This is a genomic window from Streptomyces sp. A01, from assembly GCF_059026195.1.
The window spans coordinates 156125-182082 of record NZ_JBWLKN010000006.1; the positions used below are offsets into that span (position 1 = coordinate 156125).

Here is a 25958-nt window from a genome sequence, read left to right on the forward strand (position 1 = left end):
ACGTACGCCTACGAAAGGCAAGACATGACCCGCACCCCGCGCCCCCGCATCCTCGCTGCGGCATCCCTCGCCCTGGCCGCGACCGTGAGCCTGACCGCGTGTGGCTCCGACTCCGACGACAAGTCCTCGGACGACGGTGACATGCGCGTGGTCAAGACGGCCATGGGCGACGTGAAGGTGAAGAAGCAGCCCAAGCGGGTCGTCGTCCTCGACACCGCCGAGCTGGATTCGGCGATCACCCTCGGGGTGAAGCCGGTCGGGGCCGTCCACGCCGACGTCGCGTCCGGGTTCCTCAACTACCTGCCCAAGGACAAGGTCTCCGGCATCAAGGACGTCGGCGCCATCGGCTCCCCCAACCTGGAGACGATCATCGGTCTGAAGCCGGACCTGATCCTCACCAACAAGGACCGCGACGCCTCGCGTTACAAGGAGCTCAAGGAGATCGCTCCGACGGTGATGACGGAGACCACCGGCTACCCCTGGAAGGAGAACTTCCAGACGCACGCGGCGGCTCTCGGCAAGACGGCCGAGGCCAAGCAGGTCGTGTCCGACTACGCGGCACACACGAAGCGAGTCACCAGCGCGGTGGGCGGCCCGGACAAGGCCAAGGACACCAAGGTCAACGTCGTCCGGTTCATCGAGGGCGCCGACATCCGCATCTACGGCAAGAAGAACTACATCGCGACGATCCTCGCCGACGTCGGCCTCGGCCGCCCCGCCATCGCCGACAAGGCGAAGGACGGCTTCTCGTACGACGTCAGCCCGGAGCAGATCGACAAGGCCGACGCCGATGTCATCTTCACGTCCACGTACGGCGACCCGAAGAAGTCCCAGCAGACGAAGACGACGGGCAGCGGGCTCTGGAAGAACATGAAGGCCGTGAAGAGCGGCGCCTCGTTCACGGTGGACGACCAGCTGTGGATTCAAGGCATCGGCTACACGGCGGCCAACAAGATCCTCGACGAGCTCCAGCGCGACATCACCAAGAAGTGACCAGGTGACTGACCTGCCGGGCGGCCGCCAGGCCGTCCGGCAGCCGCCGTTGCCACAGACCGCAGCCACAGACCGCTGCCGCAGACCGCTGCCGGTCTGGAGCTACGTTGAGTTTCACGTTACGTACAGTTACGTACAGAGGTCTACCCGCCCTGCCGTCGCCTCGCTCGCCACACCAGGTAGAGGGCCGAGGCGACGGCAGCGGTGCGTACGACGACGGGTGCGGTGTCACCGAGCGCGACCCCCATCCCGTCCTCCGGAATGGCCGCACCCCACCGGCCTTCGAACCGGCCCCACAGCCACACAAGACCCCCGGTCACCGCCAGACTCGGTACGCCCACGACGGCCCACTTCGCCTCGCTACGGGAGAGGCTGCGGGTGTTGTACGCGAGCACCCAACCCAGCGCGAGCGCGATCCAGTTGCCGAATCCGGCGCCGCCGATGAGCAGCAGCGCGGCCAGGACCGGCAACGGCCCGATGGAACCGCCCCCGCCGCCGTCGCCGGCCTTGGCACGCCGGGGAGCCATCCGGCGCAACAGCCCGCCACGGCGCGGCCGTTCGCCGTCGTCCCCGTCCTCGCCGCTTCCGTCCCCGTCGGCGCCGTCCGCCTCGTCCTCGTCTTCATCCCCGCCATCGTCATCGGGGGCCTTCTCGACCGGCTGATCGTCGGGGCCGGGCGGTGGTTTGAGGAGTTCGGACAGTTCGATGCCGCCGACGAAGCCGTCCACGAACCCGGGCCCGCGCCCTTGCGGCGCGAACGGCCCCCTGTCGAGGGGGCCGAACTCCATCGGCCCGCCTTCGAGCCGCCACCAGTCGGGGTGCGATTCGCGCGGGCTCAGCTCGTCCTCACCCGCGAGGTGCGGCGGGGACGCGGCGGTCGGCGGCCTGACAGGGACATTCGGCGCGACCGGCGACGACTCGGTGTGGCCCGCCTGTCCCCGCTGCGCGCTCCACGGGAACCGGCGGGAACGGCCCGGCTGCCCGGAGTCGCCCGCCTGGCCCGGCTGGCCCGGCTGGCCCGAGTGACCCGACTGGTCTGCCTGGTCCGCCCACGGGTCAGGCTGCGCGGGTCGCACGTTCTGGCCGGAAGAACCGGCGCCGTCCCCGCGCGGCGACGGCAGCTTCCCGTGCAGGCCACCGGTGAGGCCACCGGTCAGCCCACCACGCTCGCCGAGCCCCGCCAGCCTCTCGCGTGCCGCCCGCGCGGAACGTGCCGCCCGGTCAGCGGCGGAGGCGAGCCCAGCTCGTCCGGCACCCTCCCTGTGACCGTCACCGGCGAACGGGTCCGCGCCCGACCCCGGCCCTGTTCCTGACCCTGGCCCGGTGCTGGTGCCAGTGCCGGTGGAACGTTCGCTCGGCGTGGCCGCCGGGCTCTCCGCCGACCGGCCGCCCGCCGCCGCGACCACCTCAGCCGGGGAGCCGACTTTCGCGAGGATGCGCTTGACGGCGGCAGGGCTGTCGGAGCCCGGTGCCGCCGCCCGCCGCCGGTCGATATCGGCACGTACCGCCGCGACCAGACGTACGCGGTCGCTGGACAGCAGCCCCTGCCGCTGGGCGAGGTCACCGACCTTGCCCAGATAGTCATAAACGAGCTGATCGCTCTCGATCCCCACCAAAACCCCTGCGGATGCGCACCCTTGGCGTCATGAACCGTTCCGACGTTACCGTTTCACGCTGCCGCCCAGCAGTACGTACGTGGCCGAGCAGCGGCCGGAAGGGCCCACCCCGGCGCATGAAGGCGCCCCGCCCGTCCGTCCGTCCGTCCAGGGGAACAACGGCCAGACGGGGCAGCACAGGGACGCTGGGGCGCGCTATTCGATGGTGGCCGCCCATTCGCCCCGCGCGATGCGGCACACGCCGTCCGGCTCGATGCGCACGCGGTAGCCGTACAGGCCGAGACTGCCCTCGATGTTCAGCCTGTGGCGGATGCGTTCCAGATCGCTCCACAGGCGGCGAGGGCCGCCTTGGTGAACGGTCGGGGGATCGATCCAACGCCCCTCAGCGCGCGCCCATGACCCATCCGCGTGGAACAGCCAAGACGTACGCTGCTCGCCACGTTCCTCGAAGTACGTTTCGACCCCGGGCGCAGTCAACGTGAGGCGCGTTCTCACCTCCCATGCGTCTTCCACGTTGAGCACGGGATAGCGCCCGGTAGTGACCTCTTCCCCGTCCTGATCTTTCGCCTGCGGAAAACGGGCCATGAGCCTGGGTGGGTAGTCGGCGTCGTGGCGGATACTCATGAACCCGGCCCAGTCGCGTTCGACGCGCCCCACCGCGCCCCCGTCGGGGGTCTTGTCCGCGCCGATGATCAGCGACGTGCCGGTGATCGTGGTCACCAGCCGCCCGCCCGGCTTCAACGCGGCAAGCCATGAGGCGGGGATGCGCGGCACGGACACCATGGCCACGATGCGATCGTAGGTGCCGGGCAGCGCGCCCGTGGCGTCCACGGTGGCCACCTCGGGACGGTGCCCGGCTTCCGCGAGGCGTTCACGCGCCGCGTCGGTAAGGTACGGGTCCACATCCACACTGGTCACGTGCCGGTCGCCGAAGCGGTGACAGAGCAGCGCCGAGGAGTACCCGGACCCGGTGCCCACGTCGAGCACGTCCATTCCCTCACCCGGGCGGACGTGCCGGAACATCTGCAACACCAGCGAAGGCAGGGTCGAGGACGACGAGGCCCGCCATTCGGGCCGGTCATCAGACTTGGCGTGGTCGGCATGCAGCGTGCCGAGCCGGGTGACGAGCGTGTTGTCACTGTAGGCCGCGCGCATCCACAATGCCGGATCGCTCGGCCCGTCAGCCAACAGGGCCCCGTCCTGCTCGGCCCACCACCAGCGAGGCACAAACAGGTGACGGGGGGTGGAGCGCACAGCGTCGCGCCAACGGGACTGCGGGTGCGTTACCTCATCCGCGAGCACTGCGGCGTGCCGCCGCCACGCGGTCACCAGGCACCGCCCTGGGAGAGCAGGGGGATGGCGGGGAACTTGGGCAGGCACGCCGGTTGGCCGGGCTGGCAGCTCTTGTCATCGGGGGAGCATCCGCCTGCCCCCGGGGAAGGGATCAGGTCGATGGCCCGCCACCACTGCTCGCTACCGACAAGCTCGGCGAGATGCGCCTCGCGTACGTTGCCGCACGGCATGAACCGCGACAGGACGCACAGGGTGAGGTCACCGCTGGGCAGGACCGCCGCACGGCCACGGCCGCACTGGCCGCACAGCGCGTCGACACTGGGCACCGCAGTACCGGCCGCCCGGCCGACCGCGCGCACCCGGTCCATGGTCACGTCTGCGATGCCCATGGCCGCGATCTCCGCGCGGGCTTCCTGTACGCGCTGGCCGTCGAGGACTTCCACAATGCCGACCCGCACAGGGATGCCCCGGCGGTGCGCCTCCTCGATGTTCGTCCGGGTGCGCAGGTAGCTGCCAGGCCGCTGGGTGATCGTGTCGTGTTCCGACGCGCGGTCGCTGTAGTAGCTCGTGGCCACCGAGACCCCTTCGCGGCCGAAGACGTCCCACCACTGAGGCCGTACGTGGAAGAGATTCGAGTAGACCTCGACCTTTCGGCCATGGCTCAGGGCGAGGTCGACTAGCTCGACCCACCCCGGGTACATCGTCGGTTCTCCGCCGATGAGCTGAATGGTCCCGATGTTGAGCTGTGCGGCCTCGACGACGACGCGTTTCCAGTCGGCTGGCGTCATGGCGCCGTGCGTGCCCTGCGGGCTGGAGTCCGCGAGGCAGTGCGTACAGGTGAGCTGACACGTGCCGGTCACTTCGAGTTCCAGGGTGTCCAGTAAGGCAGCACCCGTACTGGCTGAGCGTTCAACGACAGTCGACATGGCTACTCGCTCCTCTTGTCTTCCGAGTCTTCCGGTGGGTCTTCTTATCTGTGAGGTCTCTGTGAGACACCCGCCCCGGCCGCTCGACCTGTCCAGGGTTTCCACCACCGGGGCGGGCTTTGTTCCGCCCCTGCCGGGATCACCAATTGCCGTGGGGCGACCATTCGGTTTCTGACCGGCAGGGGCGGGGCCTATGGGGGCTATGGGGTACGTGCGGCGCCGTCTACGCTCCGCCGCTGCTGTCTGTGCAGTTCGCCAATCGCCTTGAGCTGCCGCTTTTCCCGATCGGTCGCCGGTCGTACGGCCCGTGGGCGTGCCTTCCACGCGTAGCCCGTGGGGCGGACCAGACAGATCAGCGGGCCATCAAGGCCGGCGATCGTCGCGGGCATTTCATAGAACCGGTCATAGACGACCATGCCGACCGCGAACGCGGAGGGCGTCTTGAGCTTCCTCACCATGTCATCCGCCTACTCGTCACCGCCCACGGAACGCCGCAGGCATCGCCATACCCTTCGCGTCTCCGCGTGCTCTCAACCTGAGTACAACGTCCCGCCGAGGTGGGTAGCCTCACCAGTAGGGACGGCTGGACAGCGCCAACTGTCCACGGAAGACAGGGGAGTTCGCACACATGACCGCTGAGACAGATGGCGCAGACCCCACCGACCCAGTGTCGTCAGCGCTCGCGCACTTCGGAAAGGAAATCCGGTTGGAGCGCGAAGCGCTGGGCATGTCCCGTGCCGACTTCGGCAAGGAGGCGGCTTGCGGGTATGACCTGGTCGCCAAGATCGAGAAGGGACAGCGCGTACCGTCCCAGGAGTTCGCGGAAGCCTGCGACCGCGTATTCCCGCACGCGAATGGGCGGTTCCTCCGTTTGTGGCCCCTCGCGCTGAAGTTCGCGTATCCGACGTGGTTCCGTAAGTACGTCGAGCTGGAAGAGAGAGCGACGCACATCCGGCTCTTTCATCCGCTGCTCGTACCGGGACTTGTCCAGACGGAGGAATACGCGAGAGCGGTTCTGCGAGGCGGCCGACCGGACAACCTCGATGACGCGGTGACCATCCGCATGGAGCGGCAACGCGTGCTTGCCGAGGACGATCCTCCCCGACTGTGGCTCGTGCTGAGTGAGTATGTGCTCCGCCGTACGGCAGTGGGGGACGCTGCTGTCATGCACGGCCAGCTCCGGCGACTCAGGGACCTCGCCGAGACACCACGTTACGTCGTGCAGATCCTGCCGGAAGAGATCCATGGCGGCAGCAATCCGTTCGGTGTCCTGTCCTTCCACGAAGGCGCTGACGTGGTGCACGTTGACGGGTTCCCCACGGGGTACATCGTCGCTGACACGGCACCTGTGTCCGAGGCTCAGAACACCTACGATCTGCTGAGGGCAACGGCCTTGTCCCCGGGCGCGTCGGTAGCCGCGATCAACTCGATCATGAAGGACGTGTACGCATGAACGCTCAGCAGTACCCCGCCGACGTGTGGCGGAAGTCGAGCTACAGCGACTCCAACCAGGGCGAGTGCCTTGAGGTGGCGGACGGCTACGCGAACGTCCCCGTCCGCGACTCCAAGGACCCGCACGGCCCGGCGCTGGTCTTCGAGCCGTCCGCCTGGTCATCCTTCGTCAGCGCTGTCCGAAGCGGAGAGTTCGACGCCTGAGCTCCGAGCGCATCCCCGAGCGAGCGCGGCCCCCGTGAACACGGGGGCCGCTGTCATGTCGGCGCTTGCCGTACAGGAGCTTCCCGACGTGACCCGCGCCGCCCTACCAGCGGCGCGGGACCGCCTCGCCTCGCGTCGGCGGCGTGCGTGACGCATGGGGCGTGGCCCGGCCACCCGGTACCGTAGACCGAATGACCACCTCGCGGGACCGGGCGGCACAGATGACCCGAGAGACCGGGCAGAACGGCGGCAGCCGTGGAGCGCCTCGTACGCTCGCCGAAGAGCTGCGGGTGCGCCCCGACGGTGCGCTCGTCACGCTGCTGCGCGCCCGTCCTGACCTGCTCAATCCCGTGCCGAACGACCTCACCCAGCTGGCCACCCGGGCGGGTACCCGTGCGTCGGTCGTACGGGCCCTGGAACGGCTCGACCGGTTCGCTCTGCAGACGGCCGAGGCGCTGGCTGTGGCGCCGGACCCCTGTTCGTACGAGACGCTGCTCGGGCTGCTCACGGGCGATGAGCCGAAGCCGGGCGACGAGGCGAGACCACGCGACGAGGGCGCACCCCGTGCACCCGGGTCAGGCGCGGGCGGAGCCCAGGAGCCGGGCGAGCAGGCGACAGCGGGGCAGATCCGCGCCGCGTTGCCGCGCGCCGTCGGCACGCTGCGCCAGCAAGCCCTCGTCTGGGGTGGTGACGACCGGCTGCGGCTGATCCGCACCGCCCGCGAGCTGCTGGCCCCCACCGCCGCGAAGCTCTCCCCCACCGGCCTCGGCCCCACCGTCGCCGAGGCCACGTCGGGCACATCGCCCGGGCGCCTCCAGGAGATCGTCGCCGCCGTCGGACTGCCCGCCACGCATGACCCGGTGACGGCTGTCGCCGCGCTGACCGGCCTGTTCAACGACCGCGAGCGGATGGCCGCACTCCTCGCCCAGGCCCCGCCGGAGGCGCTGGCGGCCCTCGGCAAGCTGACGTGGGGCCCGCCGTACGGGGCCGTATCGGCCGCGACGGCCGCCGACGCGTCGGGCGCCACAGCAGCCGGCGCAGGCCCGGCACGCGGCACGGAAGGCGCACACGTCACGGACAGCGCGCGAGGCACGGACGGCTCAGGCGGCGCCGACCGCCCAGACGGCCCGGAGTCGCGTCGGGCGGGCACCGCCGCCCCTGGCGCCGGGCCCACCTCCCATCTGCACTGGCTGCTGGCTCGCGGGCTGCTGCTGCCCGCCGGTCCGCGCAATGTCGTCCTCCCCCGCGAGGTCGCCCTGCACCTGCGCGGCGGCCGGGCGCACCGGACCGTGGAACCCGTCGCGCCGCCCCTCGCGCCGCTGACCGAACGCCGTCCACAGGCTGTGGACGCGGCCGCTGCCGGGCAGGCGTTCACCGCTGTCGCCGCCGTCGAAGAACTGCTGCGGGAATGGCAGTCCGGAGGCCCCAGCGTGCTGCGCGCCGGAGGGATCAGCGTGCGCGACCTCAAGCGGACCGCCGTCGCGCTCGACGTGACCGAGCCGATGGCCGCCTTCTGGATCGAGCTCGCGTACGCGGCCGGGCTGCTGGCCTCGGACGGCGAGATCGACGAGCGCTTCGCGCCGACCCCCGCCTACGACGAGTGGCTGCGGCTCCCGACCGAGCAGCGGTGGGCACGGCTCGCCACTGTGTGGCTGACGGCCACGCGCACCCCCGGCCTCGTGGGCAGCCGGGACTCGAAGGGCCGTGCGCTGTCGGTGCTCGGCCCCGACCTGGACCGGGGCGCCGCCCCCGAGGTGCGCCGTCGCGCCCTCGGCTTGCTCGCCGATGTCCCCGCCGGTGCGGCTGTCCCCGTGGCGGCCCTGCTGAAGCGGCTGTGCTGGGAACGGCCGCTGCGCGGGGCTGGAGACGGCACGCTCCCGCCCGACGAGGACCCACACACCCGGCTCGCCGGGTGGGCGTTCAGCGAGGCGGAGTCGCTGGGTGTCACCGGTCGCGGCGCACTGGCTTCCCACGGCCGGGCCCTCCTCGGCAAGCAGACCGCCACCGAGGCCCCCAGCCCCACGCCCGCGTCGGCATCGGCATCGGCATCGGCAACGGCGTCGGCTTCCACCACGTCATCCGCAGCCGCGGCGGAGGCCATGCCGGATTCGTCCCTCCCCGCCCCCTCCGCCGCTGAGCTGGCGGCCGCGGCCGCCGCAGCCGCGAAGCTGCTCGCCCCGCTCCTGCCCCAGCCCCTCAACCACGTCCTCCTCCAGGCCGACCTCACCGCCGTGGCACCCGGCCCCCTCGACCGTCCACTGGCCGATCTCCTCGATGTCCTCGCCGACGTGGAGTCCAAGGGCGGCGCGACGGTCTACCGCTTCACGCCCGTCTCCGTGCGGCGCGCGCTCGACGCCGGACGCACAGCCGCTGACCTGCACGCCTTCCTAGCGGAGCACTCCCGTACGCCCGTTCCGCAGCCCCTCACGTACCTGATCGACGACGTCGCCCGCAGGCACGGCCGACTCCGGGTCGGCGCGGCCTCCGCGTACCTCCGCTGCGACGACGACGCGCTGCTCGCCGAGATCCTCGCCGACCGCCGCTCCTCCGGGCTGCGGCTGCGCCGCCTGGCGCCGACCGTGCTCGCCGCCCAGGCGGCCCCCGACGTCCTGCTCGAACGACTGCGGGAGATGGGTTACGCACCCGCCGCCGAGTCCGCCGAAGGTGACGTGGTCGTGGCCCGCGCCGACGCGTACCGCACGCCGCCCCGCTCCGCCCCCGCGCCCGTCCCCGACGGCCCGCCCGTCCCTGACAACACCCTGCTCAACGCGGCGGTACGAGCGATCCGCGCCGGAGACCTGGCGGCGACGGCGGCCCACAAGCAGACCGCCACGCCCCGTCCGGAAGCGGGACAGGGCGCGACGGCAGGCCGAACCGGCCCCGAAGCGGCGGCAGCGGCGAAGGCGGGAACCGGGACCGGCGGCCCCGGCCGGCTCCCCCGGACCACCTCGGCCGACACCCTCGCCACCATGCAGGCGGCGGCCCTCACCGGCTCCGCCGTGTGGATCGGCTACGTCAACGCGGACGGCGCGGCGAGCCAGCGGGTCATCGCCCCGGTCCGCGTGGAGGGCGGCTTCGTCACCGCGTACGACCACACGGCCGACGAGGTCCGTACGTACCCGCTGCACCGCATCACGGGCGCGGCCGAACTGGCGGACGAGGCAACGTAGGTGGCAGCGGCTGGCTGTCCGGTGGCGACGGCACGCTCGGACCGGGCCTGGCGGACGGATCGAGGACGGGCACAACGACGGACCCGATGAGTCATCCGTCACAGCTTTGACGAAGATCGTCGCCGAGCGCGCCCGGCAGGCCCAGCACGGCGAGATCCCGACCGCCTCAGTCGATCTTTCCTGACCCTCGCTGCTCATCTTTCCCGACCAGAGCGCCCCGCCGACGCTCGCGCATGAGCGACACTGGATGTTTGGCTGCCAGGTGGTTTGGCCGCCTTAGCCAATCGATCACCAGTTGGGAAGGGGAGGCGCGTGACCGGACCTCTCATCGTCCAGAGCGACAAGACGCTGCTCCTGGAGGTGGACCACGAGCAGGCGGGCGCCTGCCGTCGTGCCATCGCCCCCTTCGCGGAGCTGGAGCGCGCGCCCGAGCACATCCACACCTACCGGATCACCCCGCTCGGCCTGTGGAACGCGCGGGCCGCGGGCCACGACGCCGAGCAGGTCGTCGACGCGCTCGTCGAGCATTCCCGGTACCCCGTGCCGCACGCCCTGCTGGTCGATGTCGCCGAGACGATGGCCCGCTACGGCCGCCTGCGGCTGCTCAAGCACCCCACCCACGGGCTGGTGCTGGAGAGCACCGACCGCCCCGTGCTGGAGGAGATCCTCCGCTCGAAGAAGGTCCAGCCGCTGGTCGGGGCGCGTCTCGACGCGGACACGGTCGTCGTGCACCCCTCCGAGCGCGGACAGATCAAGCAGACGCTGCTGAAGCTCGGGTGGCCCGCGGAGGACCTCGCCGGATACGTGGACGGCGAGGCCCACCAGATCGACCTCGACGAGACGGACTGGGCGCTGCGCCCGTACCAGAAGCAGGCCGTGGAGGGCTTCTGGCACGGCGGTTCCGGTGTCGTCGTGCTGCCCTGTGGCGCCGGGAAGACGCTGGTCGGCGCGGGCGCGATGGCGCAGGCGAACGCCACGACGCTGATCCTGGTCACGAACACCGTCTCGGCCCGCCAGTGGAAGCACGAGCTGGTGCGGCGGACGTCGCTGACCGAGGAGGAGATCGGCGAGTACAGCGGTACGCGCAAGGAGATCCGGCCGGTCACCATCGCCACGTACCAGGTACTGACGACCAAGCGGAAGGGGATCTACCCGCACCTGGAGCTGTTCGACTCCCGGGACTGGGGTCTGATCCTCTACGACGAGGTGCATCTGCTGCCCGCCCCGGTCTTCAAGTTCACGGCCGATCTCCAGGCCCGCCGCCGCCTCGGCCTCACGGCGACGCTCGTACGGGAGGACGGCCGCGAGTCCGATGTCTTCTCCCTGATCGGACCCAAGCGCTTTGACGCGCCGTGGAAGGAGATCGAGGCGCAGGGTTACATCGCGCCCGCCGACTGCGTCGAGGTCCGCGTCAACCTGACGGACAGCGAACGGCTCGCGTACGCGACCGCCGAGCCGGAGGAGAAGTACCGCTACTGCGCCACGACCGCCTCCAAGCGGCGGATCACCGAGGCCCTGGTCGCCAAGCACAAGGGCGAGCAGACGCTTGTCATCGGCCAGTACATCGACCAACTCGATGAGCTGGGCGAACACTTGGGTGCGCCCGTCATCAAGGGCGAGACGACGAACGCGCAACGGGAGAGGCTGTTCGGGGCGTTCCGGGAAGGCGAGCTGTCGGTGCTCGTCGTGTCGAAGGTCGCGAACTTCTCCATCGACCTGCCGGAGGCCACGGTCGCCATCCAGGTGTCGGGCACGTTCGGATCACGGCAGGAGGAAGCCCAGCGCCTGGGCCGCGTCCTGCGGCCGAAGGCTGACGGGCATGAGGCGCGCTTCTACTCGGTGGTCGCCCGGGACACGATCGACCAGGACTTCGCGGCCCACCGGCAGCGCTTCCTGGCGGAGCAGGGCTACTCGTACCGCATCATCGACGCGACCGAGCTGCTGGCGGAGGACGAAGCCTGAGCACGAGCCGTGAGCCGTGAGCCGTGAGCCGTGAGCCGTGAGCGGTGAACCGGGCAGCGGGCAGCGGGCAGCGGGGCGAACGGCTTTCGGGCACCCGCCGCCGCGCACCGTCCGCTACAGCGCGCGAACGTCCTCGTCCTTGTACTCACCGAGCACGGCCACGCTGAAGGCGGCGGCCGCGAAGACCTTCACGGCGTGCAGTGCGGTGCCGAGCGGGCGGCGGGGACGCGCGCCCGCTTCGCTCCGTACGGCAGTGGTGTCGCCGCCACGGCAGGCGGGAGAACCGGCGGACAGGGACGCGGCGGCGATCATTGCGGTGCTCATGCCTTCCATGGTCGGTTCTCCGGCCGGGCCAGGCATCGGCCCGGCGGCGTAACCACCGGTGGCTGTCCCTACACCTCCAGGCGCACGGCATCCCCTACGGGAGAACGACCACGACCCTGAGACGGCCGCCGCCCGGCCTGGAAAAACCGTTCGCGTCCCGTCGGCCCGCTGGCTAAACTCTCGCCCTTCCCCGGACACCGTCAGGGGACTCCCCCGCCTCCCGCACCACCAGGGAGCGCCACCGCCCGGACGGCAACCGGCCGGTTCCTTCGCCCACCTCGCGCCGCGTGTCCGCGTCGCTCGCCGACGTATGCCCGCGCGCACGCGTACAGCTCGTACAGCCGGAGGCAACACCGTGCCGTCGCACGCCCAGCACACCCCGGACGCTGCCCGTCAGTCGGCCGCACCGCGAGACGCCCAGCACACCGCCCCCGAGAGCACACCGCAGCCGCCGAACCCGCCCGGCACACCCCCCACACCTGACCCGCTCGGCCAGGAGCGCGCGCATCTGGCCGCCTCCCGGAGCGCACTGCGCGCGATGCGTGTGGACGTCGAATCGCTCGACACCGGCGACGTCGCCGCGAACTGGGTGAACGCGGAGGCCCTGCGGCACACCATCGACCAGCGGATCAAGGCCCTCGCCGACTTCTCGGACCTGCCGCTGTTCTTCGGCCGTCTCGACTACGAGCACCCGCACAGCCCCACAGACACCCCCACAGGCACCCCCACCCCGCCGGTCGCCACCGGCCCCGCCAGTCCCACCCCTTCTGCCGGTTCCGCTGCTTCTGCTGATTCCGCCACCAGCAACGAGCAGTTCTACATCGGCCGACGCCATGTCCACGACCCCGACGGCGAACCGATGGTCGTCGACTGGCGCGCGCCCATCTCGCAGCCCTTCTACCAGGCATCCCCGAAGCGCCCCATGGATGTCGTGCTGCGGCGGCGCTTCGGTTACACGGGCGGCGAGTTGACGGCGTACGAGGACGAACCCCTCACCGGCGTCCCCGACATCGACGCGCCGCAGACCAGCAAGTTGCTCCAGAGCGAGATCGAGCGGCCCCGCGTCGGCCCCATGCGGGACATCGTCGCGACGATCCAGCCCGAGCAGGACGAGATCGTCCGTGCCGAGATCGGCGGCACCGTATGCGTGCAAGGGGCACCCGGAACGGGCAAGACGGCCGTGGGCCTGCACCGGGTGGCCTACCTGCTCTACGCGCACCGGGACCGGCTCGCCCGCACCGGCACCCTGGTCGTCGGCCCGAACCGGTCCTTCCTGCACTACATCGAGCAGGTGCTGCCCGCGCTCGGTGAGCTCCAGGTCAAGCAGGCGACGGTCGACGACCTCGTCGCGCACGTGGAGACGCGCGGCACGGACTCCGCCGAGCGGGCCCGCGTCAAGGGTGACGCGCGCATGGCCGACGTGCTGCGCCGCGCGCTGCGCGCCGGAGTGCGGATGCCGAAGGAGTCGCTGGTGGTGGTGCGCGGTTCGCGCCGCTGGCGGGTCCCCGCCAACGAAGTGGAGGAGATGGTCACGGAGTTGCTGGAGCGGGACATCCGCTACGGGGCGGCCCGCGCGGCCCTTCCGCAGCGGATCGCGCACGCCGTGCTCGTACGGATGGAGCGGAGCGGCGAGGCGCCTGATGACCGGGTGCAGGACGCGGTGGCGCGCAACCCGGCCGTGAAGGCGGCGGTGAAGGAGATCTGGCCGCCGGTGGAACCGGGGAAGCTGGTGCTGCGGCTGCTGTCCGACCCGGAGTACCTCGCCGAGCACGCGGCGGGCGTGCTGACCGAGGAGGAGCAGCGGACCCTGCTGTGGGAGAAGCCGGCCCGCGGCCCGAAGTCCGCCAAGTGGTCCGCGGCCGACGCCGTGCTCATCGATGAGGCCGCCGACCTCATCGCGCGCACGCCGTCGCTCGGCCATGTGGTGCTGGATGAGGCGCAGGACCTGTCGCCCATGCAGTACCGCGCGGTGGGCCGCCGCTGCACGACGGGCTCGGCGACGGTCCTCGGTGACCTGGCGCAGGGAACGACGCCGTGGTCGACGGGCAGCTGGCCGGAGGCGCTGGCGCACCTGGGCAAGCCGGAGGCGAGGGTGGAGGAGCTGACGCGCGGCTTCCGCGTGCCGCGCGAGGTCATCGCGTACGCCTCCCGGCTGCTGCCGTCGATCGCCCCTGGCCTGGCGGAGGCGACGTCGGTCCGTGAGTCACCGGGGTCGCTGGAGATCCGCCAGGTCAAGCCGGTGGCGGAGCCGGAGCCCGGCGCGACGGGGACGGAACCGGACACCACCGGGCCCGGGACGACGGACACCGCCGCGCTCGACGCGGCGGTCGTCGCCGCGTGCCATGAGTCCCTGGAGCGCGAGGGCTCCATCGGTCTGATCGCGGCGGACGCCCGCATCCCGGCACTGGCCCAGGCCCTGGAGGCGGCGGGGCTCAGCCACCTGACCCCCGGCGAGGAGACCACGGCGGACGCCCGGCTCACGCTCGTCCCCGCGACGCTCGCGAAGGGCCTTGAGTACGACTACGTGGTGCTGGACGAACCAGCGGCCGTAGTCGCCGGCGAACCCACGACGCCCCTCCCGGACACGTCCCGGACCCCCGCCAACCGCACCGGCCTGCGCCGCCTGTACGTCGCCCTGACCCGCGCCGTCTCGGGCCTGACGATCGTGCACGCGCAGCCGCTGCCCGCGGAGCTGACGGGCGGCGTGGACGGTGACGGCGTGGTTTTGAGCTGACCCAGGAGTCGGAAGCCGCTGCGCGCAGGGCAGGCGGCGGCGCCGGCTCAACCCACTCGGGCTGGGGTGTCCAGCGCCGCGCGCCACTCGCTGACCGCCGCCGCGGCCACCGGTCCCGACCAGCCGTCCGGGCGGGCCGCGCCGCCGATGTGGAAGGCGTCGATGCCTGCCTCGCGCAGCGCGGGGAGGTGGTCCAGGCGCAGGCCGCCGCCGACCAGGATGCGGGGTTCGTAGCCGGGCTCGGCGGCGGCGCCGCGTGACGCTTCCGCCAGGAGGGTGGGCAGTCCGGCGTCCACGCCTGCCGCGGAGCCCGCCGTGAGGTAGGTGTCCAGGCCCGGCAGCCCGGCGAGGCGCTTGCGGGCCAGGTCGCGGTCGGGGGTGCGGTCGATCGCGCGGTGGAAGGTCCAGGGGGCGCCTTCGATGGCCTCGACCAGGGCTCGTACGGTCGCGAGGTCCGGCTGGCCGGCCTCGTTCAGGAAGCCGAGGACGAATTCCTCCGCTCCCTCCGCGCGCAGCGCCCGGGCGGTCGCGCACAGGGCGGAGACCTCGGTCACGCCGCCCGCGGCGAAGCCGTCCTTGGCCCGCAGCATCACGCGCAGCGGGATCTCGACGGCGGCCCGGATCGCGGCGAACGCGGCGATCGCGGGGGTGAGCCCGTCGGCGGCCATGTCGGTGACCAGTTCCAGGCGGTCAGCCCCTCCGTCCTCAGCGGCGCGCGCGTCGTCCACGCCGAGGGCGATCACCTCAAGAATTGGTCTAGACATGTAGCACAGAGTGCCATATCGCAGGTCGCCACCGGAAGCTGTACCTCACAATTGACTTATGTCCGCCGCTTCGCAGCACTCGTCCGGCCCACATTCCGTACCGCACCCGGCCCACAGCGCACTGCTCTCCCGCTGGGCCCATCTCCTCTACAGCGCCCGCGACGGCGCCCGCCACCCCGACCCGGACCCGTACGGTGAGAATCTGCTCGCCCGCTGGGCCGAACCGCAGCGCCGCTACCACACCACCGATCACCTCATCGAGGTCCTTGACCGGGTCGACGAGCTCTCTCACCACGCCGACGACCCCGACGCCGTCCGGCTCGCCGCCTGGTTCCACGACGCCGTCTACCTGCCCGACCGTTCGAACAACGAGGAGCGCAGCGCGCGTCTCGCCGAGCGCGCGCTGCCGGAAGCGGGCGTTCCAGCGGCCCGTGCGGCGGAGGCCGTCCGGCTCGTACTGCTGACCGTCAGCCACCACCCGGACGAAGACGACGCCAACGGTGCGGTGTTGTGCGATGCGGACCTGGCCGTGCTGGCCGGAGGGCCACAGGAGTACGCGGCGTACGCGGCCGCCGTGCGCGACGAGTACACCTTCGTCCCCGACGACGCCTTCCGGGCCGGACGCGCCGACGTCCTACGGCAACTCCTGAGACTGGACCGGCTGTTCAGGACCCCCACCGGGTACGACCGCTGGGAACGCGCCGCACGGCGCAACCTCACCACCGAACTCGATCTGCTCGGCGGGTAGCCCCTGAACCCTCTTCGCGGTCGGCCGGGCCCGGTCAGCGAGCGATACCGGGCTCCGGCCGCGTACGGGGGGAGAGAGATCGGTCCGCAGCCGGGGCCGGGCCCGGCCCGGCCCGTAGGCCATGGCCTGGGGAATGTCAGTTCCGCACGGGGTGTTTATACCTGTCATGCCCGTCCCCCCTGACTCAACTGCCCTATCCCCCACTCCCGCCCCACCTGTTTCGCCCACCTCGCCCGACCAGCAAGCCGCGCCCACCCGTATGCCCATCGCCGTATACGTGCTCGGTTTGTCCGTATTCGCGCTCGGCACTTCTGAGTTCATGCTGTCCGGGCTGCTCCAACCGCTCGCGCGCGACATGGGCGTCTCCATACCCAAGGCCGGACTCCTCGTCTCCGCCTTCGCCGTCGGCATGGTCGTCGGCGCCCCCGTACTCGCCGCGGCGACGCTCCGGCTGCCCCGCCGTACGACGCTGATCGCGCTGCTCGCCATCTTCGGGCTCGGACAGGTGGCGGGCGCCGTCGCGCCCTCGTACGAGATGCTGTTCGCTTCCCGCGTCATCAGCGCGCTCGCGTGCGCCGGGTTCTGGGCGGTCGGCGCCGCGGTGGCTGTCTCGCTCGTGCCGCTCAACGCGCGCGCCCGCGCGATGGCCGTCATGGTCGGCGGGCTGAGCGTCGCGAACATCGCGGGCGTACCCGCCGGTGCGTTCCTCGGGCAGCACGCGGGCTGGCGGTCCGCTTTCTGGGCGGTCGCGGGGCTCTCCGTGCTCGGCCTCATCGGCGTCATCACCCTCGTACCGCGCACCAAGCCGGCCACCGGCGCCGACCGGCCCTCGCTCCGCACGGAACTGCTCATCTACCGCGACCGGCAAGTCTGGCTCGCGCTCATCACCACGGCCCTCAACGGCGCGGCCGTCTTCGCCCTCTTCTCCTATCTCGCGCCGCTGCTGACGGACACAGCGGGCATGAAGGAGAGCTGGGTGCCGACGGTCCTCGGACTGTTCGGCGTGGGCGCCCTGATCGGTACGGCCATCGGCGGCCGGATCGCCGACGCGCATCTCTTCGGCACCATCTACGGCGGCATCATCGCCTCCACCGTGGTGCTCACCCTGCTGGCCCTGACCGCGCAGTACGCGTTCGCGGCGGTGACGCTGGCGCTGCTGCTCGGCGTGACAGCCTTCACCACGGCGCCCGCGCTCAACGCCCGCATGTTCAACGTGGCCAACGCGGCGCCGACCCTGGCGGGCGCGACCACGACCTCCGCCTTCAATATCGGCAACACCCTCGGCCCCTGGCTCGGCGGCCTGGTCATCGGCGCGGGCTGGGGCTACCCGGCGGTCGCGTGGACGGCTGCCGGACTCGCGGCGGCCGCTGTGGCGACGACGGCGGTCGCCTCCCGGCTGCACCAGCGCACCCAGGCCGAGGGAGGCGCCCCCGGCCTGTCGGCTTCCCGCGTCGTGGCCTCCTCGGCGCCCGGCGAGGACCACGCGCCCGCGGACCCGCGCCCGCACGAGGCCACGGTGACGACCGGCCCGGCCTCCTGACCTGTCGGCTGGTCAGTCGACTGGCCCATCGGCTCGGGACCTCTCGGTCCTGGCCCCCTCGGTCCTGGAGCTCGGCTGCGGCTGCGGTGAGGGGCGGGCGGCCCCTCCTAGCCGGCGCGCAGCCGCTACGGGACGGGGCCGCCCGCCGTGCCCGGCTCGCCCAGGCTGTCGTCGCCGAACGAGCCCCACTCGGCCTCGGCGCTGTCCGTGCCGTTCGTGCCGCGCTTCGGGCGGCGCAGCCCGGCCGCCGTCAGCCGCCGCACCAGTTCCTTGCTGCCGACCTCGATCGCGCCGAGCTCGACGGCCGTCGCGTAGCTCGAAGACGGCACGTCGTAGTGGTCGCGGTCGAAGGCCCGGCGCGGGGCGCCGACGCGCTCGGCGAAATCGTGCAGCTCCTGGTAGGAGGAGTCGCTGATCAGGTGGGACCACATACGGCCGTGTCCGGGCCAGACCGGCGGATCGATATAGAGGGCCATCAGCGCTCACTTTCGGGGCCATTGGCGCCGTGCGCGCCGTGCGCCCCCTCAGCCGAGAGCACCGCCTCCAGCGTCCCCACCCGTGCCACCGAGACCGAGGTCTTCGTGCACACCCAGTGCGGGTCGGGGCCGAGCTCCGGCTCCACGCCGAGCGCGTGCGGCTCGGTCTCCCCCACACAGATGGGACACAGCGGCCACCGCCCGTAGCGTTCGAGCAGCGCGTCCTGTACGTCCTGCGCCACCAGCCCCGCCACGAACTCGGCGCCCTCCGGCCACTGCTCGACCCACCACCGCCGGTGTGCGACGGCGTCCTCGACAAGAGAGACCACATCCGGCCGCGCGACGTCCCCGGCCGACAGATCGGCGAGCACGAGCGCCCGTGCCATGTGCAGAATCTGTTCGAGCTCCATGACATCCATTGTCAGGCCCACCGAGGGTTGACGCCCGCCACTTTGTGAAAATATCTTTCAGCCGTGAGCAGCCAGCTGAAGGAAACTTTCAAGGCCCCCGGCGCCGCCGCACCCCCGGCCCCCGCCGCCCTCGCGGCCAAGGTCCGCACCCTGGCCCCCTCCATGACCCGCTCCATGCAGCGGGTGGCCGAGACCGTGGCCGGTGATCCCGCGGGCTGCGCCGCGCTCACCGTCACCGGGCTCGCCGAACGCACCGGCACCAGCGAAGCCACCGTCGTCCGCACCTCGCGTCTCCTCGGCTATCCGGGCTACCGCGACCTGCGGCTCGCGCTCGCCGCCGTCGCCGCCCAGCAGGCGGCGGGCCGCGCGCCCGCCGTGACCGCCGACATCGCCGTCGACGACCCCATCGCCGATGTCGTGGCCAAGCTCGCCCAGGAAGAGCAGCAGTGCCTGGCCGACACTGCCGCCGCCCTCGACACCAGCCAGCTGGAAGCGGCCGTGGCCGCGCTCGCCACCGCACGCCGCGTCGATGTGTACGGCGTCGGCGCCTCCAGCCTCGTCGGCCAGGACCTCGTACAGAAGCTGCTGCGCATCGGCCTGATCGCGCACGCGCACGTGGACCCGCATCTGGCGATCACCAACGCCGTCCAGCTGGGCCCCGGAGATGTCGCCATCGCGATCACCCACTCGGGTCGCACCACCGATGTCATCGAGCCGCTGCGCACCGCCTTCGACCGGGGCGCGACGACCGTCGCGATCACCGGCCGCCCGGACGGCGAGATCTCGCAGTACGCCGACCTCATCCTGACCACCTCCACCGCGCGGGAGAGCGAGCTGCGCCCGGCGGCGATGTCCAGCCGTACGAGCCAGCTGCTGGTCGTGGACTGCCTGTTCATAGGCGTCGCCCAGCGCACCTACGAGACCGCCGCCCCGGCGCTGTCGGCCTCGTACGAAGCGCTCGCGCACCGGCACAACCCGCCCCGCCACAACCGCTGACCCGTCTTCATGGCCCCCGGCCCGGCTGACCGCGTACGTGACTCGCTCCGCCGCGCGTGCGTGATCCGCCGCCGGGGACACAGGCAGGCACGCAGGCAGGCACACGGGCAGGGATACGGGCAGGGACCGGCAGGGACACGGGCGCGGAGGCGGACAGACCGGTGACCGTGCCCTCCCATGTCGCTCGTACCGTGCCATGTCGCCCGTGCCGCACCGCACCGCGCCGTGCGTGCCGGCTGAAGCGGTCATCGATCCGCCCGCGCCCTGTCACACCGCGCGCGCCCCGAGCTTCTCCCCGCACCACGTCCGCACCCGCACCCGCACCCGCACCCGCCCAGAAAGAGTCTCTGCCGCCATGAACTCCAGCGCCGACGACGGTCAGCTACGCGCCCAACTCGACACCCTCACCACCGAGGCGTTCCGCCCCGAGCTCGCGGAGATCGACCAGCTCGACACTCTCGCGATCGCCCGCATCATGAACGGTGAGGACGCCACCGTCCCCGCCGCCGTGGCCGCCCAGCTCCCCGCCATCGCCGCCGCGATCGACGGCGTGGCCGAGCGGATGGCCCGTGGCGGGCGGCTGGTCTACGCGGGCGCGGGCACCGCGGGCCGCCTCGGAGTGCTCGACGCGAGCGAGTGCCCGCCCACCTTCAACACCAGCCCCGACGAGGTCGTCGGCCTCATCGCGGGCGGCCCGTCCGCGCTGGTGACGTCCATCGAGGGGGCCGAGGACAGCAAGGAGCTGGCCGCCGCCGACCTCGACGCGCTGCACGTCACCGCGCGGGACACCGTCGTCGGCGTCTCCGCCTCCGGGCGCACCCCGTACGCCGTGGGCGCCGTCGAGCACGCCCGTACGCGGGGTGCGCTGACGGTCGGCCTCTCCTGCAACGCGGGCTCGGCGCTCGCCGCGGCCGCCGACCACGGCATCGAGGTCGTCGTCGGCCCGGAACTGCTCACGGGCTCCACCCGGCTCAAGGCGGGCACGGCACAGAAGCTCGTGCTCAACATGATCTCGACGATCACCATGATCCGGCTCGGCAAGACCTACGGAAACCTCATGGTGGACGTCCGCGCCTCGAACGAGAAGCTGCGCGCCCGCTCCCGCCGCATCGTCGCGCTCGCCACCGGGGCGTCGGACGCGGCGATCGAGGAGGCGCTGCTCGCCACGAACGGCGAGGTGAAGGACGCGATCCTCACCCTCCTCGCCGACGTGGACGGGCCGACCGCCGGTCGGCTCCTCGCCGACGCGCACGGCCATCTGCGCGCCGCTCTCCGCGCGGCGGGCACCGCGTAGCCGCATAGGCGGCGTAGGCACGCGACCGCCCGCCAGACGCCCGGACCCGAAGCCCGGACCACCAGAAGCCCGGAGTCGAAGCCCGATCCGGTAGTCGCCGCCGGCAGTCCGCATCGACGCGAACGCAAACATGTGCGTACGAGCGAGGGCGAGCGCGAGGGCGGCGCGGCCGGTACACCCGGCGCGCCACAGGAGCTTGCGGCAAGGGCGCGGAACCGCGCCCCGGGGCGGCCAGAGAGCCCCGGGAAGGCCGCGGACGCGGGGCGCCGGAGGTGGCTCGGGAACGCGGGCAGCCGAGGCTCGCATCCCCGTAGAACGCCCGCTCGCATCCCCGTAAAACGCCCGAGGGCGGCACCCCCGCGAAAGGGGTGCCGCCCTCGGTCCGTACGAGACGGGAACAGCCGATCCGTCCTCCTCACCAGCCTGCGGCGAGGAGACGCCCAGGGGGCCGGATCAGAAGTCCATGTCACCGCCCGGCATGCCGCCCGGAGCGCCCGCCGCAGAAGCCTTCTCAGGCTTGTCGGCGATGACGGCCTCGGTGGTGAGGAACAGCGCGGCGATCGACGCGGCGTTCTGCAGGGCGGAACGCGTGACCTTCGCCGGGTCGATGATGCCCTCGGCGACCAGGTCGACGTACTCGCCGGTCGCGGCGTTGAGGCCGTGACCCGGGGTCAGGTTGCGCACCTTCTCCACAACGACGCCGCCCTCAAGGCCGGCGTTGACCGCGATCTGCTTCAGCGGGGCCTCCAGGGCCAGGCGCACGGCCTGGGCACCGGTGGCCTCGTCACCTTCGAGCTCAAGCTTCTCGAAGACCGAGGAAGCCTGAATCAGGGCCACGCCACCACCGGCGACGATGCCCTCTTCGACGGCGGCCTTGGCGTTGCGCACCGCGTCCTCGATGCGGTGCTTGCGCTCCTTGAGCTCGACCTCGGTGGCGGCACCGGCCTTGATGACGGCCACGCCGCCGGCCAGCTTCGCCAGGCGCTCCTGGAGCTTCTCGCGGTCGTAGTCCGAGTCCGAGTTCTCGATCTCGGCACGGATCTGGTTGACGCGGCCCTGGACCTGCTCGCTGTCGCCGGCACCGTCGACGATGGTCGTCTCGTCCTTGGTGATGACGACCTTGCGGGCACGGCCCAGCAGGTCGATGCCCGCGTTCTCCAGCTTGAGGCCGACCTCCTCGGAGATGACAGTGCCACCGGTGAGGATGGAGATGTCGCCGAGCATGGCCTTGCGGCGGTCACCGAAGCCCGGAGCCTTGACGGCGACGGACTTGAAGGTGCCACGGATCTTGTTGACGACCAGGGTCGACAGGGCCTCGCCCTCGACGTCCTCAGCGATGATCAGCAGCGGCTTGCCGGACTGCATGACCTTCTCCAGCAGCGGAAGGAGGTCCTTCACGCTGGAGATCTTCGAGTTGACGATCAGGATGTACGGGTCGTCCAGGGACGCCTCCATACGCTCCATGTCCGTCGCGAAGTACGCGGAGATGTAGCCCTTGTCGAAGCGCATGCCCTCGGTGAGCTCAAGCTCAAGACCGAAGGTCTGCGACTCCTCGACGGTGATGACGCCTTCCTTGCCGACCTTGTCCATCGCCTCGGCGATGAGCTCGCCGATCTGGGTGTCGGCGGCGGAGATGGAGGCGGTCGAAGCGATCTGCTCCTTGGTCTCCACATCCTTGGCCTGCTCAAGCAGCTGCGCGGAGACGGCCTCGACGGCCTTCTCGATGCCACGCTTGAGGGCCATCGGGTTGGCGCCCGCGGCGACGTTGCGCAGACCCTCCTTGACCAGCGCCTGGGCCAGGACGGTCGCGGTCGTCGTGCCGTCACCGGCGACGTCGTCCGTCTTCTTGGCGACCTCCTTGACCAGCTCAGCGCCGATCTTCTCGTACGGGTCTTCGAGTTCGATCTCCTTGGCGATGGAAACACCATCGTTGGTGATCGTGGGGGCGCCCCACTTCTTCTCGAGGACGACGTTGCGGCCCTTGGGGCCGAGGGTGACCTTGACGGCGTCGGCGAGCTGGTTCATCCCGCGCTCGAGACCGCGCCGTGCCTCCTCGTCGAACGCGATGATCTTGGCCATGTGAAGTGGTCCTCCCAGGACTGGGGGTCCCCCCGGCCGGAGGCTGGGGGAGGGTGGATACTCCGGACCGCGCACGGCGCCCGCGACGGACGGCCAGCCTGCCGCGCGGTTCCTTGCCCCGCCCGGCCTGCGGGCCTCACCGACCCGGTCCTGCTGTCACTCTCGACATCAGAGTGCTAACGCCAATGATTAGCACTCGACCCCATCGAGTGCAAGCGGCTCCGGGGTCTCGTTCGGGGTGAACGGCACCCGTCCGACGCCCCGGCGACGGCATCGGCGGTCTCCACGGACGACGCGGAACGTTTCGCCGTACGCACCTGCAACGAGCGGGAACGGACCCCGGCCGGCCCTCGGCCCGCGACCAGCCCCCACGGGCGGGGTGACGCACTGGAGGTCGCGGGCGCGTGGCGCACGCACCCGGCGCACGCGAAGGGCCCACACCCCCCAGCCGGGGATGCGGGCCCTTCTTCGCGCTGCAGTCGGTCGGCGCTCAGCCGGCCACGCGGACCATGTCCGCCTGCGGCCCCTTCTGACCCTGCGAGATCTCGAACTCCACTCGCTGGCCTTCCTCAAGGGTGCGGTAACCGTCCATCTGGATCGCGCTGTAGTGGACGAACACGTCCGCACCACCGTCGACCGCGATGAAGCCGTACCCCTTCTCCGCGTTGAACCACTTGACGGTGCCCTGAGCCATTCCTAACTCCCCTATTGCTGGCCCTTGCGCAGGACCGCACTCCGCGGACCCGGGTCAGACCTCACCCTCTGAGAATCCCCTGCTTTCGGCAGAAGGAACCCCGGAGGGCGTGCGCCGGAACGCGTCGACCGCCGCTGAATGTATCTGGCCAGATGCCCAGAGCAACAGGTCAATCGGACGAGAATTCTGGGCATGGCCGATCGGCGATAGGTGGGTAATTCCATCCAGTTACGGGCAACTCGGGCCAGACATAACGGGATCTACCCGACAAAACATACACACACTTCACGCACATTTTGACGGGTTCTCATATGCGGTCGGCACACGCGTGAGGAGGGGCCGGAGGGGGATCGCCCCAACTGTATCGCGGTTCCCAATACGGAATTGCCCCGTCCACTTATAAGCGGACGGGGCAATTCTCGCCACAATGGCGAATTCGAGCTGTCAGCCTCCGGCTACCGCCGGAATGATCGAAATGTCCGCGCCGTCCGGGGTGGCCGTCTCCAGTCCTTCGGCAAAGCGCACGTCGTCGTCATTGACGTACACATTGACGAAGCGGCGCAGCTTTCCCTGGTCATCGAGCACGCGCGCCGCGATGCCCTGGTGGTTCTTCTCCAGGTCGGCGAGCACCGCGCCGAGGGTCGCACCCTCGGCGCTCACCTCGGCCTTGCCGCCGGTGTAGGTGCGCAGGATGGTCGGGATGCGAACGTTGACGCTCATGCGAGGCCAGCCTCTCGGAACGAGTCAAGGGTGGGGCGGATGATCGCGGAGGGGCCCGTCGTCGGCGCCACCGCGTCCAGGGTCTTGAGGCCGTCGCCGGTGTTGAGGACGACGGTCGTCAGGGCCGGGTCGAGCTGCCCGTTCTCGATGAGCTTCTTCGTCACGCCGACGGTGACCCCGCCCGCGGTCTCAGCGAAGATCCCCTCCGTGCGGGCCAGCAGCTTGATCGCGTCGACGACCTGCTCGTCGTTGACGTCCTCGACCGCCCCGCCGGTGCGGCGCGCGATGTCCAGCACGTACGGGCCGTCGGCCGGGTTGCCGATGGCCAGCGACTTGGCGATGGTGTCGGGCTTCACGGGCCGTACGACGTCGTGGCCGTCCTTGAAGGCCCGGGAGACCGGCGAGCAGCCCTCGGCCTGCGCGCCGAAGATCCGGTACGGCTTGTCCTCGACGAGGCCGAGCTTGATCAGCTCCTTCAGCCCCTTGTCGATCTTCGTGAGCTGCGATCCCGAGGCGATCGGGATGACGATCTGGTCCGGGATCTCCCAGCCGAGCTGCTCACAGATCTCGTAGGCGAGCGTCTTCGAGCCCTCGCCGTAGTACGGCCGGAGGTTGACGTTGACGAAGCCCCAGCCCTCACCGGCCGGGTCGCCGATCAGCTCGCTGCAGAAGCGGTTGACGTCGTCGTACGTGCCCTCGATGCCGACCAGCTCACCGCCGTAGACGGCGGCCATGACGACCTTGCCCGCCTCCAGGTCGTGCGGGATGAACACGCAGGAGCGGAAGCCGGAACGGGCGGCCGCGGCTCCGACCGCGCCCGCCAGGTTGCCGGTCGACGAGCAGGACAGGGTGGTGAAGCCGAAGGCGCGAGCCGCCTCGACGGCGATGGCCACGACCCGGTCCTTGAAGGAGTGGGTGGGGTTCCCGGAGTCGTCCTTGACGTACAGACCGCCGGTGACGCCCAGTTCCCCGGCGAGACGGTCGGCCTTGACGAGCTTGGTGAGACCGGGGTTCAGGTTCGGCTTGTCCGCGACGTCGGCGGGCACCGGCAGCAGCGGCGCGTACCGCCAGATGCTGTTCGGTCCTGCCTCGATGCGCTGGCGCAGCGCCTCGGGGTCGCCGCTGGGCAGGTCGTACGCGACCTCAAGCGGCCCGAAACACTCCTCGCACGCGAAGATCGGGCCGAGGCCGAAGCGCTGGCCGCACTCGCGACAGGAGAGCGCTGCGGCGGGGCCGAGATCCACGGCGCCCGGCGCGGAGCCGGAGCCGGTCGTGGCAGGGGTGGGGGCGGTGGTGTCCGCGGTGCTTTCAGTGGCTTGCACAGCCATGGAGGCGAGGCCCTTTCTCCTCATCTTCCCCGCGACGGACTTCGCCACGAGACGGAATTGGCACCTTCCCCACCGGGAGCCTCGCCTGATGGGACCGGGCTTGGCGGGCCACCACTGCGGGTGTTCGTCAAGCGACGGTCAGGCAAGACCGGCGGGAGGGTTGCCGGGGCTTCAACGGGCCGTTCCCTCTGCCCCTCTGGATGAGCGGTATGGCGCTGGACTCCTTGGAGCCAGG

Annotated in this window: 22 protein-coding genes and 1 riboswitch; of the genes, 10 read left to right on the top strand and 12 right to left on the bottom strand. The window is 71.2% G+C overall.

The window, feature by feature from the left end:
* The first annotated feature begins 24 nt into the window (after positions 1-24).
* Entirely contained in the window at positions 25-993 is a 969-nt protein-coding gene (locus tag AC5P1B_RS10175) for an ABC transporter substrate-binding protein (protein WP_493886360.1), read from the top strand.
* 143 nt (positions 994-1136) lie between these two features.
* Here AC5P1B_RS10175 and AC5P1B_RS10180 read toward each other — a convergent pair whose 3' ends face one another.
* From AC5P1B_RS10180 to AC5P1B_RS10195, 4 genes are all read right to left on the bottom strand, one after another.
* Positions 1137-2606, bottom strand: coding sequence for a hypothetical protein (locus tag AC5P1B_RS10180; RefSeq protein ID WP_493886361.1), 1470 nt, complete (start codon positions 2604-2606; stop codon positions 1137-1139).
* A gap of 198 nt (positions 2607-2804) precedes the next feature.
* Positions 2805-3938 (bottom strand): methyltransferase domain-containing protein, encoded by a 1134-nt coding sequence (locus tag AC5P1B_RS10185; protein WP_493886362.1) that lies wholly within the window; start codon positions 3936-3938, stop codon positions 2805-2807.
* Complete coding sequence (locus tag AC5P1B_RS10190) at positions 3935-4828, bottom strand: radical SAM/SPASM domain-containing protein (RefSeq protein WP_493886363.1); 894 nt, start codon at positions 4826-4828, stop codon at positions 3935-3937. The genes AC5P1B_RS10185 and AC5P1B_RS10190 overlap by 4 nt, the downstream gene beginning before the upstream one ends.
* A gap of 200 nt (positions 4829-5028) precedes the next feature.
* Positions 5029-5286, bottom strand: coding sequence for a hypothetical protein (locus AC5P1B_RS10195; RefSeq protein ID WP_493886364.1), 258 nt, complete (start codon positions 5284-5286; stop codon positions 5029-5031).
* Positions 5287-5456: 170 nt separating this feature from the next.
* Here AC5P1B_RS10195 and AC5P1B_RS10200 point away from each other — a divergent pair, with 170 nt between their 5' ends.
* The 4 genes from AC5P1B_RS10200 (at position 5457) to AC5P1B_RS10215 (ending at position 11616) form a co-directional block, all read left to right on the top strand.
* Positions 5457-6281: a helix-turn-helix domain-containing protein gene (locus AC5P1B_RS10200; protein WP_493886366.1), complete on the top strand. Its 825-nt coding sequence runs from the start codon at positions 5457-5459 to the stop codon at positions 6279-6281.
* Positions 6278-6484: a DUF397 domain-containing protein gene (locus tag AC5P1B_RS10205; protein ID WP_493886367.1), complete on the top strand. Its 207-nt coding sequence runs from the start codon at positions 6278-6280 to the stop codon at positions 6482-6484. Before AC5P1B_RS10200 ends, AC5P1B_RS10205 begins: the two co-directional genes overlap by 4 nt.
* A gap of 221 nt (positions 6485-6705) precedes the next feature.
* Complete coding sequence (locus AC5P1B_RS10210; RefSeq protein WP_493886602.1) at positions 6706-9654, top strand: helicase-associated domain-containing protein; 2949 nt, start codon at positions 6706-6708, stop codon at positions 9652-9654.
* A gap of 312 nt (positions 9655-9966) precedes the next feature.
* Positions 9967-11616: a DNA repair helicase XPB gene (locus AC5P1B_RS10215; protein ID WP_493886369.1), complete on the top strand. Its 1650-nt coding sequence runs from the start codon at positions 9967-9969 to the stop codon at positions 11614-11616.
* A gap of 114 nt (positions 11617-11730) precedes the next feature.
* Here AC5P1B_RS10215 and AC5P1B_RS10220 read toward each other — a convergent pair whose 3' ends face one another.
* Positions 11731-11940, bottom strand: a complete 210-nt coding sequence (locus tag AC5P1B_RS10220) for a hypothetical protein (RefSeq protein ID WP_493886371.1) — start codon at positions 11938-11940, stop codon at positions 11731-11733.
* A 355-nt stretch (positions 11941-12295) separates the two neighbouring features.
* Here AC5P1B_RS10220 and AC5P1B_RS10225 point away from each other — a divergent pair, with 355 nt between their 5' ends.
* The gene (locus AC5P1B_RS10225) at positions 12296-14674 is read left to right on the top strand and encodes a HelD family protein (protein ID WP_493886373.1); all 2379 of its coding nucleotides are present in this window, start codon (positions 12296-12298) and stop codon (positions 14672-14674) included.
* 47 nt (positions 14675-14721) lie between these two features.
* On the opposite strand, the gene AC5P1B_RS10230 is transcribed toward AC5P1B_RS10225, so the two are convergent.
* Entirely contained in the window at positions 14722-15438 is a 717-nt protein-coding gene (locus AC5P1B_RS10230) for a copper homeostasis protein CutC (protein WP_493886374.1), read from the bottom strand.
* A 58-nt stretch (positions 15439-15496) separates the two neighbouring features.
* Here AC5P1B_RS10230 and AC5P1B_RS10235 point away from each other — a divergent pair, with 58 nt between their 5' ends.
* Positions 15497-16186 (top strand): HD domain-containing protein, encoded by a 690-nt coding sequence (locus AC5P1B_RS10235; protein WP_493886375.1) that lies wholly within the window; start codon positions 15497-15499, stop codon positions 16184-16186.
* Between the two features lie 259 nt (positions 16187-16445).
* Positions 16446-17726, top strand: coding sequence for a Cmx/CmrA family chloramphenicol efflux MFS transporter (locus AC5P1B_RS10240; protein ID WP_493886376.1), 1281 nt, complete (start codon positions 16446-16448; stop codon positions 17724-17726).
* A 125-nt stretch (positions 17727-17851) separates the two neighbouring features.
* Here AC5P1B_RS10240 and AC5P1B_RS10245 read toward each other — a convergent pair whose 3' ends face one another.
* Entirely contained in the window at positions 17852-18202 is a 351-nt protein-coding gene (locus AC5P1B_RS10245; protein WP_493886377.1) for a DUF4031 domain-containing protein, read from the bottom strand.
* The gene (locus AC5P1B_RS10250) at positions 18202-18621 is read right to left on the bottom strand and encodes a DUF8819 family protein (protein WP_493886378.1); all 420 of its coding nucleotides are present in this window, start codon (positions 18619-18621) and stop codon (positions 18202-18204) included. Before AC5P1B_RS10250 ends, AC5P1B_RS10245 begins: the two co-directional genes overlap by 1 nt.
* 54 nt (positions 18622-18675) lie before the next feature.
* Between AC5P1B_RS10250 and AC5P1B_RS10255 the strand changes: the two genes are divergently transcribed.
* Positions 18676-19608, top strand: a complete 933-nt coding sequence (locus tag AC5P1B_RS10255) for a MurR/RpiR family transcriptional regulator (protein ID WP_493886380.1) — start codon at positions 18676-18678, stop codon at positions 19606-19608.
* A gap of 355 nt (positions 19609-19963) precedes the next feature.
* A complete protein-coding gene (murQ, locus tag AC5P1B_RS10260; RefSeq protein WP_493886381.1) occupies positions 19964-20902 on the top strand; it encodes an N-acetylmuramic acid 6-phosphate etherase in 939 nt (312 codons plus the stop codon).
* A 453-nt stretch (positions 20903-21355) separates the two neighbouring features.
* Here murQ and groL read toward each other — a convergent pair whose 3' ends face one another.
* The 4 genes from groL to thrC form a co-directional block, all read right to left on the bottom strand.
* Positions 21356-22981, bottom strand: coding sequence for a chaperonin GroEL (gene groL, locus AC5P1B_RS10265; protein ID WP_493886383.1), 1626 nt, complete (start codon positions 22979-22981; stop codon positions 21356-21358).
* Between the two features lie 490 nt (positions 22982-23471).
* On the bottom strand, positions 23472-23675 hold the full coding sequence (locus tag AC5P1B_RS10270) for a cold-shock protein (protein ID WP_003986833.1): 204 nt from the start codon (positions 23673-23675) through the stop codon (positions 23472-23474).
* Between the two features lie 444 nt (positions 23676-24119).
* The gene (locus tag AC5P1B_RS10275; RefSeq protein ID WP_493886384.1) at positions 24120-24395 is read right to left on the bottom strand and encodes a ubiquitin-like small modifier protein 1; all 276 of its coding nucleotides are present in this window, start codon (positions 24393-24395) and stop codon (positions 24120-24122) included.
* The gene (gene thrC, locus AC5P1B_RS10280) at positions 24392-25723 is read right to left on the bottom strand and encodes a threonine synthase (protein ID WP_493886387.1); all 1332 of its coding nucleotides are present in this window, start codon (positions 25721-25723) and stop codon (positions 24392-24394) included. The genes AC5P1B_RS10275 and thrC overlap by 4 nt, the downstream gene beginning before the upstream one ends.
* A 17-nt stretch (positions 25724-25740) precedes the next feature.
* Positions 25741-25930: riboswitch (SAM riboswitch) on the bottom strand.
* Between the last annotated feature and the right edge of the window lie 28 nt (positions 25931-25958).